Here is a 16,801-nt window from a genome sequence, read left to right as displayed (position 1 = left end):
CGGGGTCGGGCGCGCGCCGGCAGTTGGCCGCGTATGCGCCCGCATCAGGTTTTGACGTATCAGGAACAGTGCAGTGACGCTCGATGTCTGGTTAGAAGCAGCCGATGTTGCCGATCACGCGTGCCGCCCCGGTTGCGGCGCGTGCTGTATCGCGCCGTCCATTTCGAGCCCGATACCGGGCATGCCGGACGGCAAGCCGGCCGGTGTGCGTTGCGTGCAGCTCGGCGACGATCTGCGTTGCGCGATTTTCGGCAAGCCCGAGCGGCCGGCCTGCTGTTCGGGTTTGCAGCCGCAGGCGGACATGTGCGGCGCGTCGCGCGCCGAAGCGCTCGTCTGGCTTGCGCGGCTCGAGCGCGATACGCGGCCGTCGACCACGACAGCGACACGCGCCGCGACCCCACAAGGAGAAAAAGAATGACCCAACCCGCTGCGCCGGCAAGGCGCCGCTTCCTGTTCGCGTCCGTTGCGTCTGTTGCGGCCGGGGCTGCCGTGCTGTCGCTGTCCGCGTGCGCGGCATCGATTTTTCCATTCATTCCGGACCACTACACGTTCTCGCAACAACAGGTGCAGGATGCGGTGCAGCGCAAGTTTCCGTATCAACGGACTGTTTCGCAGGTGTTCGACGTCGCGCTCAGTAATCCCGTCGTCGGCTTGCTGCCGGATACCAATCGCGTGTCGGTGCGGCTCGATGCGCGTTTCACGAGTCCGTTTCTCGCGCAACCGGTAAGCGGTGTGTTTACGCTGTCGAGCGCGCTCGAGTATGACGCCGCGAGCCGTTCGGTCGTGCTGAGGCAACCGAGCGTCGATAACGTCAGCGTGAGCGGCGATGCGCAGGCCTACGCGCAGCAGATCAGCGCGGCCGCCGGGCTGCTCGCGACACAGCTGCTCGCCAACTATCCGGTCTACACATTCAAGCCCGAGCAGCTGCAATTTGCCGGTGTCTCGTACGAACCCGGTACAATCACGGTCCTTACAAACGGCATACGCGTGCAGATCGTCGAAAGGTGACGCTCATGACGCACGTGCGGCCGGGAGGGCCGCACGTGCCATGCGCAGGCGACCCGATGCGCTCAACGGAATTTAACAGCAACAAGGGTCGCCGATGGACTGGATTCTCACCTGCAAGGCGCTGATTCTCGGCGTCGTCGAGGGCTTGACGGAGTTTTTGCCGGTGTCGAGCACCGGCCACCTGATCATCGCCGGGCATCTGCTCAAATTCAACGCGCCGCAGGCGAAAACCTTCGACGTCGTCATTCAGCTGGGCGCGATTCTCGCCGTGTGCTGGGAGTTCCGGCAGCGCATCGTCAATGTGGTGGTGGGCCTGCCGGTGCGCGCCGATGCACGGCGCTTCGCCTTCAACGTGATCATCGCGACCATTCCCGCGATCGTGCTCGGGCTGCTGTTCGAAAAGGCGATCAAGGCGGTGCTGTTCGCGCCGGTGCCGGTTGCGCTCGCGCTGGCGATCGGCGGCATCATCATTCTTTGGGTCGAATCGCGCCAGCGCAACGGCAACGGCGTGCAGGCCCGGATTCATTCGATCGACGACCTGCGCCCGCTCGACGCGCTGAAAGTCGGCCTCGCGCAATGCTTCGCGCTGATTCCGGGCATGTCGCGCTCCGGCTCGACGATTATCGGCGGCATGCTGTTCGGGCTCGACCGGCGCGTCGCGACCGAGTTCTCATTCTTCCTCGCGATTCCAATCATGTTCGGCGCGACCTTCTACGAGGTCTACAAGGATTGGCACGCACTGTCGGCGGACGCGCTGGGGATGTTCGCGGTCGGCTTCCTCGCGGCCTTTATCAGCGCGTTCGGCTGCGTGCGCTGGCTGCTCCGTTACGTGGCATCGCACGACTTCACCGCGTTTGCGTGGTACCGGATCGGCTTCGGCCTGCTGGTGCTGGTGGTCGGATATAGCGGTGGGTTGAGCTGGGCCGACTGAACGGGCGTGCGGTCGCCTAGGCCGCCGTCGCGCGGCGCCTGAAGACCAGGTCCCAGACGCCGTGTCCGAGCCGCAGTCCGCGCCGCTCGAACTTCGTGACCGGGCGATAGTCGGGGCGCGGCGCGTAGTTTTCCGCCGTGTTTTCGAGCGCCGGTTCCGCGCCGAGCACCTCGAGCATCTGCTCGGCGTAGTTCTGCCAGTCGGTTGCGCAATGCAGGTACGCGCCCGGTTTCAGGCGCGACACGAGCAGCGCGACAAACTTCGGCTGGATCAACCGGCGCTTGTGATGACGCGCCTTGTGCCAGGGGTCGGGAAAGAAGATGTGGACGCCATCGAGACTCTGCGGCGCGATCATCTGCTCGAGCACCTCGACCGCGTCGTGCTGGACGATGCGGATGTTCGCCAGATTCTGTTCGTCGATCAGCTTTAGCAGCGCGCCCACGCCGGGTTCATGCACTTCGACACCGAGAAAATCGTCGTCTGGACGGCGGGCCGCGATTTCAGCCGTCGTCGCACCCATGCCGAAGCCGATCTCGAGCACGCGCGGCGCTTCGCGGCCGAATACGCTGTTCCAGTCGGGCTGTTGCTCCGCGTAGGGCAGCACGAAGCGCGGGCCGAGTTCGTCGAGCGCGCGGCGCTGGCCCGTCGATACGCGTCCCGCGCGCGTGACGAAGCTGCGGATACGGCGCATGTGCAGCGCTTCTGGCGCAGCCGCTTGCTGGGCCTCGTCGTTTGCTGTGTCGGGGGCTTGGCGCGTGCCCTTTGTGTCTTGCCCGGTTTCGTTGCCGTGGCTGTCATGGGCGGACAGACCTGCGGTCGGACTGGCGGACGAACTCGCGGACGGGGAAGAAGAGTGGTGCGGCAAGCCGGCTTCGTTCGGGTCGTGGATCATCGTCAGTGAGTGCGAGGCGATCAGCGCGCACTTTTAATCGTGAATCTGTATTGGAATTGGCGCCGAGCGCGCCGTTGGTTTGCCGCTGTGGACCACCGCTGTGGACCACGGTCCGTCCGCTGTTCCGATGACTGGCGGCTAGCTAGCTGAACCGGGCGACCGGCGCTTTGTGCCACGCCACGAACGCGGCAGTGGAGCGGGCGATGGGAATCGAACCCACGTCTCTAGCTTGGGAAGCTAGGGTAATAGCCATTATACGACGCCCGCGGAACCCGCGATTCTACAGGGATTTTGCCGGATTGGGGAGTGGCGTGATTTGGATGCTGACAGCGAAACTGGTGTGGCTCGCGGGCGCAGCGGTGGCATCGCTGGCATACGCTGACGGAACGGCTTCGAATGTGACGTGCGTGTATTCGGGCGACGGTCGTCATCGTAATGAAGCGCCACCCGATTGAAAATCGCAATGTCAGCACAGCCTTTCCGCTATGCTCTTGTAAAAGAGCACTAGTGTGAGGAGTTCGCGTGCCCAACTTGGTGGTGTTGGTCGACTTCGACAACGTGGATCCAAGCCTGACACGGGCTGGACCCGTCAATATGGCGAGAACCTTGGTGCCTCTGATTCCGGTTCCGGTACTTGCTCGGCACACCGCGGTGCAAGTGCGTCTATATGGCGGCTGGCGTTCACAGGGCGTTCTTACGACCAGTGCTCAACGGCTGGTTCCCGATATTAGAGCCGGGTCACCTACGATCGTTGGCCGACCAAGCCCAAATGCCGGGCAGCCGATTCGGTTAACAGTGGAGTTGGCGGAGGGGCCTTTAGGAACGGCAATTGTGCTCCAAGAAACTTTGGTGCGGGACCGAGAGCTTCGGAAATTCCGAGCACGTCCCAATTGGCCGGAGTGCTCCAGTCCCGGTAGTAACTGCGGGATGATCATGCACGCGGGTCTTTCACATGCCACACAGTGCGGAGCGGCCGGCTGCACGAGCCGCTTGAGCCACATTTTGGTCCGAGACGAGCAAAAGATGGTCGACACGCTTTTGGTTGCTGACCTCGCGCATCAGGCGCTTGCAGTCAAGGCCACTGATGTCGTCCTTGTGACATCGGACACGGACATGTGGCCCGGTGTACTGCTCGCTGTCGGCGCGGGGTGTAACGTCGTTCATATTCATACGCGCGCTGGCTGGAAGACGCAGCGCCATTTGGTCGGTACGCTCGGCCCTGCAACTGCTCCTCACTATACACAGCTTAGTATTTAGGATCCGGCAATGGACATCAACGATCTTAGAAGAATATTGACTGCGTTCGCTGATGAACCGTCGGACGTCGATATCCGGCTTGGCCGTATCGTTGCGCAGGTTCGCGACGAGGTAGTCGAGGCAACCGTCCGATATTCTGAAACGGACGATCGCCATCTGCGTGTGGTGGAAAACGACCAAGAGTATTCTGCGCGATCTTGGCTTATTAACCGCGTAGCACGTATTCCACAACTCGCAGATAGGATCATCGCTGCGACAACGCCGAACGCTAACTTGCCGTTCGTCGTGCCATCAGGCCGAATGTCGGCTGACCTGAGCACTGGCAACGTAGAAGACGTTGCAGTTGCCAATGCTGTTGAGGCGCTACTTGAACACGCCTCAGCCCCAGTGCCCGGTGCCACATCTGTCCTGTATGTAACGTCTGATGCTGGTGAGGGTAAGACGACGGTAATCAATCGGGCATCGCTAGTCCAAGCACAACGGTTTAAGGAGAAGAAAGCTTCGTCGCTGGTCGTTCCAATTCCATTGAGTGGTCGGGCGTTCTTGACGTTCGACGACGCCGTGATCGCGGCGTTAGTGAACAAATTGCGCTTTAACTACTTGTATTTCGACGCATTCATCGAATTAGTGCGAATGGGTATTGTAGTCCCTGCGTTCGATGGATACGAGGAGATGCTTGTTGAGGGGGCGAAGGGAGAGGCTATCTCTGCATTAGGAACGCTGGTCCAGCGCCTAGAGTCTTCTGGGACGCTTTTTATTGCTGCAAGAAAGGCGTTTTTCGAGTATCTGAGTTTTCGAACACAAGCAAGACTTCTTGACGCAATCGGCGACCGGTCCGCCGCTTTTATGCGCCTTGCTCTTTCACGGTGGAGTCGGGAGCAGTTTTGCGATTATGGTCGACTTCGAGGTGCGGACGCTCCGGAGATGGTGTATGAGACCGTTGCAACACGGCTTGGCGCAGATCACCCGCTGTTGACTAGAGCCGTACTTGTCCGACGTTTATTCGACGTGTTGGAGGGGGCAGGCCGGAGCGAGCTAGTCGACCTGCTTGGGTCCAATCCGCACGACTACTTCTTCACGTTTGTCGACGCAATCGTGAAGCGCGAAGCATCCGAAAAGTGGCTTGCTCGAGTCTCCGGTGACGTCATGGAGCCGTTGCTTCAGCAAAACGAGCATCATCAGATTTTGTCCGAAGTTGCCGTCGAGATGTGGCAGTCGTCGTCGACATCCCTACGATATGACGTGCTGGACCTTATAGTTGACATATTCTGTGAAGGTCTGAAAAAAAGCGGTGCGGTGACTCGGCAGGTGAAGGAAAGAATCAAACAGCATTCGCTACTCTCGTCCGACACGTCACGTGGGCAAGGTATTGGCTTTGATCACGAAGACTTTCAGAACTTCTTTCTTGGTGAAGGATTGGGGCTCATTCTCTCGGAAAAGGCGACAGTTGGGATTCAGGCATTTCTTTCCGTAAACGTCGTTCCGGCAGCAACGATTGAACAGGCCGTACAGTATCTTGTCAGGCACCAAGTCAACTTGAAAGTTGTTCTGGATAGCATTGTCACGATCAACCGTTCCGAAGCGGGCTATTCATTCTGTAAGGAGAACTGCGGGGCGCTCGCGATCCGTTTGGCGGAGTGCATACAGGAGAATGCGACTGATCTGCTTCTCAGGAACATGTTCTTTCCGGCAGAATCCTTGGGGGGGCGAGTGCTGAAACACGTTCGCTTTGAGGGGTGCCATTTTCAACCGACGCACATCACAAAAAGTTCGCTCACGAACGTTGCCTTCGTGGACTGCAATTTTGAGCGCCTTGAAGTGGCTTCAGGCGATTCATTGACCGGTTGTTCGTTTGTGGACTGCCAGGTGGACTGTTTGGTGTCGGGGGCTGGTGAGGAGCACTCGTACGACCCTGCGTTGATCGTACAAATGCTTCGAAGTTTCGATGCAACTGTTCACGAACGGAATGCCGCGCCAATGGCGCCGCGCGTCACGGATGACAAGCTGAAATTGATTGAGCGGTTTCTTCGCGTATTTCTCCGACACACGCACGTCGACGAGGAGGCGATCCGAGTGCGGCTCGGAAAGGGATTCTCATCAACATTCTTTGACGAGATCCTTCCGGTACTGGTATCGGAGAAGGTACTCGAAGAGGCTACTTGGCGCGGACAAGGCGTGCAAAGGCGTTTCAAGCTGGTTAGGCCGATGTCTGATATTGGGGACGCGCTTGAGAGGTCTCAAGGCAGATTCGATCAATTTATTGCAGCGCTTAAGCAGGGATAGGCGCAACGATGGTGCCGTAGGGGGCCGCAAGGAAACCGTCTTCGAAAGGTCGTGCGCCAGAAAGTGACATTCGCGTGGTTGATAGTGCTGCGTTGTGCCCCCTCGAAGGCGGCCGGATAGTCGTCGCATGGACGACATACAACACCCCAACGATTTCACGCCGCTCACCAACGATCAGATTCGCGATCTGGCGGACGCGATCCGCGATGTTTTTGGAAGCAATCTTTTACGCGAAGATTTCAGCGACAAGCTGCTGCTGTTTCTTGAAGACGCTCCAGGATACGAGTCCAGCGAAGCTGCTGCGGAAGTGATCGAGGCAGCGTGGGCCGCATATGCCAATCCCCCGGGTGATATGAGGTGACATTTCATCGTTACGATGTTCTCGCCTTTCCTTCCCGTTCCGCTTCTTGCGAAAGGATGTCCATCGAGTTTTCGTGCAACAACGCGGAAAGAATGGCCTGCTTGACTTCCGCAACCTGTGAGCGCCTGAGCTGCGAGACGGGCATAGAAAAACGAGAAGACGCTAACTGGAGTAGTTCCTCTTTCGTCTTCGATGCGTCGCTGACGAAATCGCGAATCTGATTCGGCGTAAACTTCGAGAGATCTGCCGCATCTGGAATATCGTTCGTACGCTTTGATTTCTTGCTCTGTTTTGACCGTCGCGGTGTCCGAGCGGTTTCTTCGAAGGCTTCGGAAGACACGGAGTCAAGAATCCGGATTGATTTTTGCCGGACGGACCTCGCGAGCGAGCGAAGCGCATCTGCCAAGGCTGGGTTCCCGGTGTCAGGCAGATCGTTCGCGTCTGCGAGGGACAAAAGATAGGTTGCCAAGGATGCGTTGGACAATTTTTGCCCAGCGTGGCTGCGGGCGCGTATCGAGGGCTTTCGGCGATTGTTCACAGGGCATCCACACGAGTTTTTAATACAGCGGTCAGGTCTTTGTACATGACGTCGAGGCCACGGTTCCCGATGTTTTGGGTGTAGTGCCGATCATAAACGGGTACGCCGTCGTCAAGAGCCTGCGATATGCCGGTACCGTCTTGGATATAAGGCGTGAGCAGATCGTTGCTGAACACTCTAGTCAGAGATGCAAGATGTCGGGTGTGGTCGTCCGTATAGCCCGAATGAGCGGGACCATGTGGTTTGATCCGCGTGATTACAACTCCGGCGAGCTTGGTGTCTGGGACGTGCATGGAGCGAGGCGCGCCCATCGTGGCCAGAGCCTTCAACTTATTGTCAATGCCGCTCTGAATCATGGATTTAAGGTGCGGCGCGCCCCGCTCCATCACTGCTTCAGGGATAACTGGGATGATGTACCCGTGACTTGCCGCGATGGCATTTTGCGATACCAGCTTAGTCGCGGGAGGGCAGTCAAAGATAATGTAATCATATGCGTCATCAATTTTCGCCTCTTCTAACCATCGGCAAATGAGCGTACGCTTGTCCCATTCAGAATGAATGGCATTTCCATGGTGCGACGCGGTCAGATCGATCTCGATATCGTCCAGTTGCAGGCTAGCCGGAACGATGTCAAGAGTAGAGTAATGCCGAGCGATCCCCGCCTGCTTTATCGCATTTCGCTCAATCAATGAGCTAGTCGGGAACGCCGGGCTTTGCCCGATGAATGGCTTGAAAATTTCGTTGATCGTGCGACTACTCGCCACCAAGTTCTGCCATACCGGAGCCGTTAGGCTGACGATTGAAAGACTGCTTTGGTGGTCCATGTCCACCATTAAGACCCGGGCCTGATGGTAACGAGCCAAGCCGGCGGCAAACTGAAATGAGAGTGTTGTCTTACCTACGCCGCCTTTGAAGTTAATGATACTAACCCGCTTTGCCATCGTTATCCCCCGTTTTTTCTGGTTCTCGTTACTGACTAAGCCTTAATGGAAAACGTCCGCCCCGGCCAGCGGCTGCGGCGCGACGGAATGATATCAATAGTAGCCGGTGCATGCTTGCCGCCGAACATCGTACCGCCATTCGTGACGACGCCCTCAGTTTTTAGGTTGATCCGTCTCGATCGCAGAGTGTTCCATGAGCATGCTGAGAAGCGAGTCGGAGGACTTGCAGCGTTGGGCCGAGTATGCACGCATCGCTTTTGTGAGTGTTTACTTGTGGCGCTTACTCTTCAGATGAGCAGCCTCGAACACCAGCATGTCGGTGGCGCAACGCCTAGGGTTTCGGCCAGCACGCAGATATTGTAGAGCGCGATATTTCTCTGGCCGCGTTCTATGCCGCCGACATACGACCTGGCCAGACCCGATTCGAGGGCAAGCTTTTCCTGCGACCAGCCTTTCGCTTTCCGCAGCTCCACCAGCCGTTTTCCGAATAAATCGAGCGGGTCGTAATCCATCGTCGGACGTCCGTGAACATCCGACAGAGGGTAGGGATTTGACCTTTATGAAGCCACTCTCTATAGTGGCACGCACTATAAGTGACAATTGATGCGGCGCTTGTCGCCGGGTAATCGATAGTCGCGGGAAAATGATCCAAGACGTACGGGGCGAAGCCAAATGATCAAACTAGAAATCAGTCTCACGGGCGCTGGGCAGGAGGAGTTGCGCCAACTGGAAACGCTGTTACAGAAAGTCATCGCATCGCTACAACCACACATGAAGGGCATCGAAGCGACCATTGCTTCGGTCCCTGCGGCGGACCCGTACGAGTCCACGAAGCAAAAGATCCTCCAACACATCCGGTGGAGAAAGATTGAAACAGCGGACTGCCTGACGCCCGACTTCTGGGAGGTGGATATTCAGGACTGGCTGAATCCCAAAGACAAGAAAAATCTGCGTGCGGCGCTCGACTCGCTGTGCGAGGACGGATTGCTAGAGGAGGTCGGAAGGTTGACCTACTTCCTCACGACCGCTGGATATGACGCAATCTATTGACGGGGAGGTCCTTGTGTCCGGCAACTCTGGGGGCGGTTTCCTTGCTATGTTGGATCGCCTCTGGCGCGCATCCGTCGCAGCGTATTGGATCTTGCTGTTTGTCTTTTTTCCGATTTTCGCTGTAGCCAAGCTCGTCGAAGCCGTAAAACGTCGGGGGACGGCAAAGAAGAAAGAGGAAAAAACCTACTGGATGATCCAGGCGGCCCAATATTGGTGCTGGCTGTACATCGTTATCTGTTTTTACTATCACCTGTTTCAGGATTTTCTGGGGGTGTTCGTAAGTCTCGAGACGCGGGCAAAGATCACCTGGATGTTCGAGGCCGCAACGGGTCTTCCCGGGCTCGTCTGGTACTTCCTGACTGACCGGGGTGTTTTTTTGAACGGCAATGCAACAGATTTCGCTGTTGCCACCATGATCGGAGTCGTCGGCATTCTTCTCATGCTACTGGCTATAGACTACCTCAAGGTCTTCGGTCATTTGAACATTGCAGATGAATGGGTCAGCCCGGCGAGAGTGACTCGGCGCGAGCATGAACTGTTTGAGCGGGAGGAGGCGCCGTACCGAGCGCTATCGAAGCAGCGGCACGAACACGAGATGCGGCACCCACGTTTTCATCCGGCTTGGGATGAACTATCCCGAGAACAGCAGGAGAAGTTGATAGATAAATGGGACAACGAGAAGGCCGCTATTCGCAAAAAAATCGACGAGTGTCCTCGCGCCTCGTACTTTAACGAATCAAAGTGACTGCGTTCGGCATCGGCGCAACGATGGGCAAACTGAATAAGGAACGGTAATGCTCCAGCCGACGCGAGAGGATTTTGCCCGATGGGGAGAAACCGGGCTCGCGTTTTTCGGAACACACCTGCATCCAAATCCACGGCTATACAAGTACATCTGGCAGATATGGACGCCCGAGTCACCTTTGGAAGGTGCAGAATTCTTCGTGCAGGGTCCGCGCTACAGCACGGCGCTGTTTCAACAGATCGAGAAGCAGATTAACGATGCGGGGCTGTCAGGCTTCATCTACAATCGGCGTCTCCCACGACTCGGGCCCGATAAGCCTTTCGATCTGGCTCATCCGCGTTGGGCCAATCGCGTCTGGGCTCCAGCATGGGACGATGACACCGATCCGGAGTGGAACGGCCACAAGTGAGCAGGCGCAAGCCCGAATCCGCGCAAAGATTCCCGCTTTTGTACGCCTATTATAAAGCCTGGAAGTGCCCCAATTTTTGGGCGTCGCTGTGCGCCGGAACGCCGCAGTTTCATGCGGTTTCTTGAGTGAGTTGGAGATGGAATTTCCGGAGGTGTTTGAAGACCAGCCATACCCGACCGTGAGCGAGCGGATCGGTGTTATGTCGGTCGATTCGCTCATCCGTCAGTGGGAGCCTGTTGCGGCAGAGTCGGGGTATCTTGTCGCGAAGTCGAAGGACGGCAAGTCCGCGCTGCTCGGCCGCATGTGTGTGCGAGAAGATGGAAAGTTCGGCATCGAGGTCGCAGTGCGTGCCCATATCGAAAATGGCACGCTCCGCAAACACGAGCTATGGCATGTCGATGCGACCGCCGAATCTCATCGCATTCAACGGTTCAACGATGTCATGCAACACGAACTCAGCAAGTCCGAGCCGAAGGGATAATTCCTGTAGCTCGGGCGAGACGTGGCGTGCTTCCGACCGTAGGGGCGGGAACACGATAATTGCGATCAGGCAGGTTCCAGCAACGAATCAATCACCTTCACAGCCTTCCGGCTCGCATCGTTCGGGCTCAAGTGGGCATAACGTTGCGTCATCTTCGGATCGCTGTGGCCGAGCAGGACGGAGACCTCATACAGGCTCACGCCGGCCCTGACGAGCTTGCTGGCGAAGGTGTCCGCAGTATGTGCAGGGTAACGCGTCCACCGCGCCCTGGTTCACCGGAATCGCACTAGATACAGTGGGTCGTGGGACGACTGGCTCCGGCATGGCTCGAACCTCAGCACTGCGCTGAAATTCGGCCATGTCCGGGCTATAAGGATGAGCGGTGTTATACGTCTTGCGGACGATCACTCAACCAGATTCCCTACCTTCAGGCCAAAGGTAGGTGTCGTTGCCTGTCTCCCATACTGCTGGACGGGGCGAATAATCGCGCATCTCTATGCGATCCGTCAAGTGAGGGGGCGGTCACCTGTAACGGATCGCAATTTGATTGGGCAACACGGTTCGTGACCGTCGACTGTGTGCCGTGAAGTTCGTAAATCGCCATGGAATCGGATTTACAAAGAACCGGAATGCCAGGGCGACAAGAATTTGTGTAAACGCTCAAATCGCCTGTATCGCCGCCTAACCTCGTAGTGAACCAGCAACACTGAATCCTGACCGGAACGAACCGAGGCCATCCGCCGACAAGTGACCATAGTTTTGTTTTTTAAGATTGAAATAAATGCGGACTTGTCGGATCGACCTATGGATTCGCTCTACGGCAGAATCTAGATAAGCTAATGCCCTGGCTCGAAATCTCCCGGTCAATCAAGGAGATAGTGACGTGGTGGGTGAGGGTGACGTGAAAACTGTCACTGTTGCTCGCGGATTTTTCGAGCTGGTCGCCGTCGCTGTAGCCGTGACTGCTCGGCTTGCCGTTGCCTTGAAGGTCGTTCTGCTGGACCCTGGGCGCACTTTCAACAAACGGAGTGCAATCATGGTCGATCAGAAGCAAGGTGCGGCAGGCAAGGACGAGAAGGTGAACAAGCCGGCTGTCGTCGATTCGAGGGCAAGTGGTACAGCCCCGGCCGGTAGCGCGACGACGAACGATACCGCGGCTAAAGCGGCACCGGCTACGCCGACGAAGATGGAACTGGCGACCGAGATCTACAAGCGTATGCGGACGGTCAAGGACGTTACCCGAAAGGACATCATCGAGAAGTTCATTGCTGACGTGAAGTTGACGAAGGCGGGTGTCAGCACCTACTATCAGATGATCAAGGACAAGCACGAGCCGCAGGGCGAGAAGTGATTCCCGCCGGACCGACAGCATCGAAGAAAAGCTCCTGAGGGAGCTTTTCGCTTTTTCGGGCGGCGTGTTTCGTTCCGCTTACGTCGGCTGATCGCGCGGTGGGAGCGCTGACGGATCGGTCTTGCAAGCTTCGAGGTCAAGAAGAGCGGATTGCTTCCATGATGAGGTTAGGTGCGCGGCAAACTCTAACAGGGGGATTGGGCCGACGAACCTCTTTTGCTTGAGGGGCGATAACGTAGACTTGCCCTCTATGCAGCGTGTTCATGCTTTGCCAGAGAGTGGGATCGTTGGACACTGCGATATGCGCATTTCTTCCGGCTGGCGTGACGAGGTGCAGCCCTAGTTTATCTCCGCTTGGCATGAGGATGACGGTGTACGCGCCACGCCATGAAAGCAAATTCTTTGCGCTGTCTGCAGGTGTCCCCCAAAATCCTGCTCCATATATGGGGATGGCGTTTGCCCGTTCGATGTCCTGTTCCCACATCGCCTCTTTGAGGTGGGCAGCATACGGGGTAGCGAGAAACGAATCTCCGAAGAGGTTGTAGCCCACTGCGCGCGCAATCTTCGCCATGAATCGTGCCTCGGCATTGATGGCAATGCTCATGTTTCCGCGACGCGGCCCGTTCCCCAGAGATTGAATTTTTGCGATGTCGGCCTGTGCCTGAGCGTCAGGCACATGAATGAGTGGGCTAATTTCTGTGTCATCAGCGATGCTGAAATTCAGGGCATATCTTTGTGCACGCCGGAAATGCCCCTTGAAAGAGCGCAGTGCGAGGCTGATCCACCAAGGATGGGATGCTGTGAGTGCTAGGTAGGCTCGACCAGTATCCTTTTGCCGCGCGATTGGGTCTCCGCCTAGGTACGTTGCGAACCGCTCATCGTCACGTTTGTGGAAGTGATAGATGTGCTCGCCGCATGGGCCGAGCCAGGATTCACATACTTCGTCCGTGGTCGAGATCGCTCGTAATTCGCCGATGTAGATCAACGGCAACGTGCTGTCGCTGCCATCTAGCGTTAAATATTCGCGGGCGGCCATCGCGTCTTGGTTGTTTCGGAACCAGCTTCTAATGAACGGACCGTCGATGAAGAGACCGGACAGGTTGTTACAGCGCTGACATACCTGACGAGTCTTGAAGATGTCGCTGCACAGGGAGCCGCCGAGGCTGTCTGGGAAGATGTGTTCTAAGGAGAACTCAGAAATGGGCTTGTCGGTGCCACAATAAAGGCAGCTCCGCGTCCGTGGAGTACTGGTGGCAACTTCGTCCATTGTTGATGGCATGTGAGAACTAGCGCGTTGCTGAACGAGAACTCGATTGTGCTTACAGCCCAGAGTGCACGCGTGTATGGGCAGCAGAGGCGAGCAGGAATGGGCGGTCAGCGAGGGTATGCGTGTTTGCAAATCAAAGGCGGCTGGGCAAGTAAGGCACCCAGCCGCCGTTTTCCGATCAGTCGAAGTTAAAGCTCAACTGACCAGGCGCTGACCGCCAGTGCGAACACACATGTTCCAGATTGCCGAATCGAATCCGGGTGTAGTTGCGCACGAAGACGGTCTTTGCCATTGCATAGACACGCTTGGGCATAAACCCCTCCGTAAGGAGGTTGAAAGCGATTCTTGCCCTCAGTTCCCTTGTCGCGTACACTGCAAGGGTTATCTGACCGATAACTGTGGGTGACAGGAGCACGCTTTAACGCGCTGTCTTGTGCCCGCTGGCACCTCCAACGTTTCAATCTCCTGGCCGAGATTGGGGTGTTGGGGGTGTTGTTTTTTGGGCCCGGATGCGGCGAGCTACGTATCCGGAGCCAAATCATCTTCTTTTCATTCTTTTCCCTCGGGCGCGAAGCCCTTCCAGCGCTTGACGTAAGCCGCGAGCATGGTTTGTAGCATTGCCCAATCATCAGCATCTAGGCCGATCGGAACAATGATCTTCGCTGGAGGTTTGCCGGGTAGGGGGATCGAGAAAACCTCGAGACCGGGGTCAAGATCATCCGCAGTTTCAGTGAGCTTGCCGGTGTTTTGAGCGTCGTCAAGGCTTACCTTGCTCTTCTTTCCCTTTGGGTTGCCGTTCGTGTTCTTTGGGGCCGTAGGTGCTTTGACGTGCGGAGATACGGGAATTCCGTACTCCTTTGCAGCTGAAAGAAAGAATGCGATCGTCTTGGTGAGGGTGCTCCCGCTAATACCCCATGTCTTGAATTTCTCGGTCACTTGCCCTGAGCTCGCATGGATCAGGTCAAACTCGGGGTCATCAAACAAGAAGCCGTACGAGTCGCGGAATACCTTATTGAGGGGCGCTTTGCGCGAGTCATCGTCAGCGAGTGCGACGCTCTTAAAGTGATCCTTGGGCCTGCCAGAATCATCGATGAGCTGCAGAAAGCGGAGGGCCGAGAGCATCCCAGACTGTTGCGAACCCGACGCTTTGGGCATCAGCGTTTTGTCGATGCGCATCGGCACCGTTCCCATATCTCGCAGCTGGTTCAGAAACGACGTGAACGATATGTGCGAAATGACGGGCGGCGATACAACCTTCTCCTTGCTGCTTGCCATGATCAGTTTAGGGAGTGATCGATGGCGTAATGTATCACCATTTTTGCGCGATGGGAATCTATCGTCAGAAACGACTTTTCATCTGAGTCACGTCGAGGATTGTGGATCAGAGAAGTTCGTTGGGTGGATCAGAGGGTGGGGCGCCAAATTTTGCGGCAGAATATTGTCTTAAATCTATGATTTCAAGGAAAAATAAACGGAAGACGGGATGGGTGAGACGTGCAAACTTTGATTTCTCTGCATGAGTATCTGGGTGGGGTGAGGGAGAATGTGTGTCTCATGCGCCAAGATGGCTGCGGGTCTCGTTGGCGCGGGTGATGCCTAATGTGATATTCCTGCTGAAGTCATCCATGTTCAACTGACGCGGCGAGCGCATTCGGTGGCAAAACAGCCGCAAGTTACTTTGGAGTGAGCGATAACTGCGGCGGCGATATAGCCGTGCTGCCAATCCCAGCTAACGTGCCAGCCATTTGAGGCGATGACTCAGAGCGTGCCTCGACCTGTGTCATTAGCTTTTCGTGACTTGCGCTGGCTTTGAAACTGGCATCGCCGCGAAATCCGCATGAACAGTGGCTGTCCGTGGAATCGCGAGAGAACGTGACGGGAGAACGCGCGTGAATAGTGGTTTTGATAAACGCGCAGGGGCTTGGGAAGCTAGGGTAATAGCCATTATACGACGCCCGCGGAGCGCGCCATTTTACGCGGATTCGAGCAATTTAGGCAAACTGCGCGGCGGCCAGGGCGGCCGCCGCGCGCTACCTGCAAAAGAGCGAAATCAGGGCAACGTCAACCGGACCGGCAATCAGATCCCGAACAAGGTCAACGAGACCGCGGCCCGCGTCACTACCATCAGCAGCACCTGCACGATCACGAATAGCAGGATCGGCGACAGATCGATACCGCCGAGACGCGGGATGATCTTGCGCAGCGGATCGAGAAACGGCGCGGTCAGCTGATAGAGAATCGGCATCGCCGGCGAGCGCGGGTTCAGCCACGACAGCAGCGCCATCAGGATGGTCAGCCAGATCAGCAGGTTGAGCGCCCATTTGACGACGGTCAGCACCGCAACGATCAGCAGCGACGGCATCAACGCAATCGGGTCCACGCCGACGATCACCACCATCAGCACGACATAGACAATCGCCGTGATCAGCGTGGCAACGATGCTCGCCCAGTCGATCAGCCGCGCGTTCGGCAGGATTTTGCGCAGCGGCAGCACGAGCCAGTTGGTGACCTGAAACACGGCGCTCGACACCGGGTTATACGGCTGCATCCGGACGAATTGCAGCCACGCGCGCAGCAGCAGCGCCGCGCCGAACAGCGTGAAGATCGTATTGAGCAGAAAACGGGCGATATCGCCGAACATCTTGTTGTCCTTTCCTTCAGAATGCGTCCGGCACAGCGCGGACTCGGCGCCGGTCCCGAATGCGGGGTCCGGCGTGCGGTTGCGTCACATGATCACATGAGGCTGCCGTTCGCACCCCCGATGCGCTCGAACAGCAGCCGCGAGCTACGACACAAAGCGGCAAACGTGGCGGCAAAACGCGGTTGCCAAAAATGCCGGCCAAAAACTGCAGCAAGATACCGCAATAAACAGAGCGCAATAAACAGCGCGCAATAAAAAGCGCGCAATAAAAAGCGCGCGGAAAAAGCGCGCAGCAACATGCAGCCGACAACGAGCGGCGCACAGCGTGCCGCGCCGTGCGCCGCGGTCCGGCTATCGATGCGCGGTCATTTCGAAACCTTGACCTCGCTGATCATCACTTGCGGAGGGCCGCCGTCGTAGTAATTCGGCACGTCGCCCAGCAGCTGGTCGGCGACGGGCATGAACGCTTCATAGAACGCTTCGGCCGTGTCGAACAGAAAATGCCCGACCGCAAAATACGGCGGCGGCGATCCGGGCTGTCCGCCGGTGACGCCGGCGTCGACTGACCAGCCCTTGAGTGCCGCGCCGAACAGCTTCGCGGCGAGCGGCATGTGCGTGCCGCAGTAGTAATCCATGTCGAAACGGC

Annotated in this window: 18 protein-coding genes, 1 tRNA gene and 2 pseudogenes; 10 read left to right on the top strand and 11 right to left on the bottom strand. The window is 57.2% G+C overall.

The features are described 5' to 3' along the window. The first annotated feature begins 73 nt into the window (after positions 1–73). The 3 genes from ACYPXD_RS02745 (at position 74) to ACYPXD_RS02735 (ending at position 1,939) form a co-directional block, all read left to right on the top strand. A complete protein-coding gene (locus ACYPXD_RS02745; protein WP_459707169.1) occupies positions 74–418 on the top strand; it encodes a YkgJ family cysteine cluster protein in 345 nt (114 codons plus the stop codon). After that, positions 415–1,008, top strand: coding sequence for a DUF1439 domain-containing protein (locus ACYPXD_RS02740; RefSeq protein WP_459707166.1), 594 nt, complete (start codon positions 415–417; stop codon positions 1,006–1,008). Before ACYPXD_RS02745 ends, ACYPXD_RS02740 begins: the two co-directional genes overlap by 4 nt. 94 nt (positions 1,009–1,102) lie before the next feature. Then, positions 1,103–1,939: an undecaprenyl-diphosphate phosphatase gene (locus ACYPXD_RS02735; RefSeq protein WP_459707164.1), complete on the top strand. Its 837-nt coding sequence runs from the start codon at positions 1,103–1,105 to the stop codon at positions 1,937–1,939. Positions 1,940–1,955: 16 nt separating this feature from the next. On the opposite strand, the gene trmB is transcribed toward ACYPXD_RS02735, so the two are convergent. Beyond that, on the bottom strand, positions 1,956–2,831 hold the full coding sequence (trmB, locus tag ACYPXD_RS02730; RefSeq protein ID WP_459707162.1) for a tRNA (guanosine(46)-N7)-methyltransferase TrmB: 876 nt from the start codon (positions 2,829–2,831) through the stop codon (positions 1,956–1,958). A 192-nt stretch (positions 2,832–3,023) separates the two neighbouring features. Further along, positions 3,024–3,098: transfer RNA gene (locus tag ACYPXD_RS02725), tRNA-Gly, on the bottom strand. A 999-nt stretch (positions 3,099–4,097) separates the two neighbouring features. Between ACYPXD_RS02725 and ACYPXD_RS02720 the strand changes: the two genes are divergently transcribed. Beyond that, a complete protein-coding gene (locus ACYPXD_RS02720; RefSeq protein ID WP_459707160.1) occupies positions 4,098–6,371 on the top strand; it encodes a hypothetical protein in 2,274 nt (757 codons plus the stop codon). A gap of 127 nt (positions 6,372–6,498) precedes the next feature. Continuing rightward, positions 6,499–6,732 (top strand): hypothetical protein, encoded by a 234-nt coding sequence (locus ACYPXD_RS02715; protein WP_459707158.1) that lies wholly within the window; start codon positions 6,499–6,501, stop codon positions 6,730–6,732. Between the two features lie 10 nt (positions 6,733–6,742). On the opposite strand, the gene ACYPXD_RS02710 is transcribed toward ACYPXD_RS02715, so the two are convergent. The 3 genes and pseudogenes from ACYPXD_RS02710 to ACYPXD_RS02700 all read right to left on the bottom strand — a co-directional run bounded on the left by ACYPXD_RS02710 (position 6,743) and on the right by ACYPXD_RS02700 (position 8,723). Then, on the bottom strand, positions 6,743–7,072 hold the full coding sequence (locus tag ACYPXD_RS02710; protein WP_459707156.1) for a hypothetical protein: 330 nt from the start codon (positions 7,070–7,072) through the stop codon (positions 6,743–6,745). A gap of 194 nt (positions 7,073–7,266) precedes the next feature. Then, positions 7,267–8,211 (bottom strand): ParA family protein, encoded by a 945-nt coding sequence (locus ACYPXD_RS02705; RefSeq protein WP_459707154.1) that lies wholly within the window; start codon positions 8,209–8,211, stop codon positions 7,267–7,269. 267 nt (positions 8,212–8,478) lie between these two features. After that, positions 8,479–8,723 (bottom strand): annotated as a pseudogene (locus ACYPXD_RS02700) (helix-turn-helix domain-containing protein). A 160-nt stretch (positions 8,724–8,883) separates the two neighbouring features. Between ACYPXD_RS02700 and ACYPXD_RS02695 the strand changes: the two are divergent. The 4 genes from ACYPXD_RS02695 (at position 8,884) to ACYPXD_RS02680 (ending at position 10,896) form a co-directional block, all read left to right on the top strand. Then, positions 8,884–9,261, top strand: a complete 378-nt coding sequence (locus tag ACYPXD_RS02695; protein WP_459707152.1) for a hypothetical protein — start codon at positions 8,884–8,886, stop codon at positions 9,259–9,261. Next, on the top strand, positions 9,245–10,006 hold the full coding sequence (locus ACYPXD_RS02690) for a hypothetical protein (RefSeq protein ID WP_459707150.1): 762 nt from the start codon (positions 9,245–9,247) through the stop codon (positions 10,004–10,006). The genes ACYPXD_RS02695 and ACYPXD_RS02690 overlap by 17 nt, the downstream gene beginning before the upstream one ends. A gap of 49 nt (positions 10,007–10,055) precedes the next feature. Beyond that, entirely contained in the window at positions 10,056–10,415 is a 360-nt protein-coding gene (locus ACYPXD_RS02685; protein WP_459707148.1) for a hypothetical protein, read from the top strand. 136 nt (positions 10,416–10,551) lie between these two features. Continuing rightward, positions 10,552–10,896, top strand: coding sequence for a hypothetical protein (locus tag ACYPXD_RS02680; protein WP_459707146.1), 345 nt, complete (start codon positions 10,552–10,554; stop codon positions 10,894–10,896). A gap of 65 nt (positions 10,897–10,961) precedes the next feature. On the opposite strand, the pseudogene ACYPXD_RS02675 reads toward ACYPXD_RS02680, so the two are convergent. Next, positions 10,962–11,161 (bottom strand): annotated as a pseudogene (locus tag ACYPXD_RS02675) (tyrosine-type recombinase/integrase); the annotation flags it as partial. A 771-nt stretch (positions 11,162–11,932) separates the two neighbouring features. On the opposite strand from ACYPXD_RS02675, the gene ACYPXD_RS02670 reads away from it, so the two are divergent. Then, complete coding sequence (locus ACYPXD_RS02670) at positions 11,933–12,247, top strand: hypothetical protein (RefSeq protein WP_459707287.1); 315 nt, start codon at positions 11,933–11,935, stop codon at positions 12,245–12,247. A 136-nt stretch (positions 12,248–12,383) separates the two neighbouring features. On the opposite strand, the gene ACYPXD_RS02665 is transcribed toward ACYPXD_RS02670, so the two are convergent. The 5 genes from ACYPXD_RS02665 to ACYPXD_RS02645 form a co-directional block, all read right to left on the bottom strand. Beyond that, positions 12,384–13,514 carry an HNH endonuclease gene (locus ACYPXD_RS02665; RefSeq protein ID WP_459707144.1) on the bottom strand — a complete coding sequence of 377 codons (1,131 nt, stop codon included), beginning with the start codon at positions 13,512–13,514 and terminating at the stop codon, positions 12,384–12,386. A 549-nt stretch (positions 13,515–14,063) separates the two neighbouring features. After that, a complete protein-coding gene (locus tag ACYPXD_RS02660) occupies positions 14,064–14,789 on the bottom strand; it encodes a DUF5343 domain-containing protein (RefSeq protein WP_459707142.1) in 726 nt (241 codons plus the stop codon). A gap of 802 nt (positions 14,790–15,591) precedes the next feature. Further along, a complete protein-coding gene (locus ACYPXD_RS02655; protein ID WP_459707140.1) occupies positions 15,592–16,155 on the bottom strand; it encodes a YggT family protein in 564 nt (187 codons plus the stop codon). Between the two features lie 92 nt (positions 16,156–16,247). After that, positions 16,248–16,454, bottom strand: a complete 207-nt coding sequence (locus ACYPXD_RS02650; protein WP_459707138.1) for a hypothetical protein — start codon at positions 16,452–16,454, stop codon at positions 16,248–16,250. A gap of 66 nt (positions 16,455–16,520) precedes the next feature. Then, on the bottom strand, positions 16,521–16,801 hold a 281-nt coding region (locus ACYPXD_RS02645), incomplete at its 5' end, for an EthD family reductase (protein ID WP_459707136.1).

This window comes from Paraburkholderia sp. 2C, from assembly GCF_054589215.1.
Note: the sequence above shows the minus strand (reverse complement) of the source record. Positions and strands in the feature narration are given on the sequence as shown.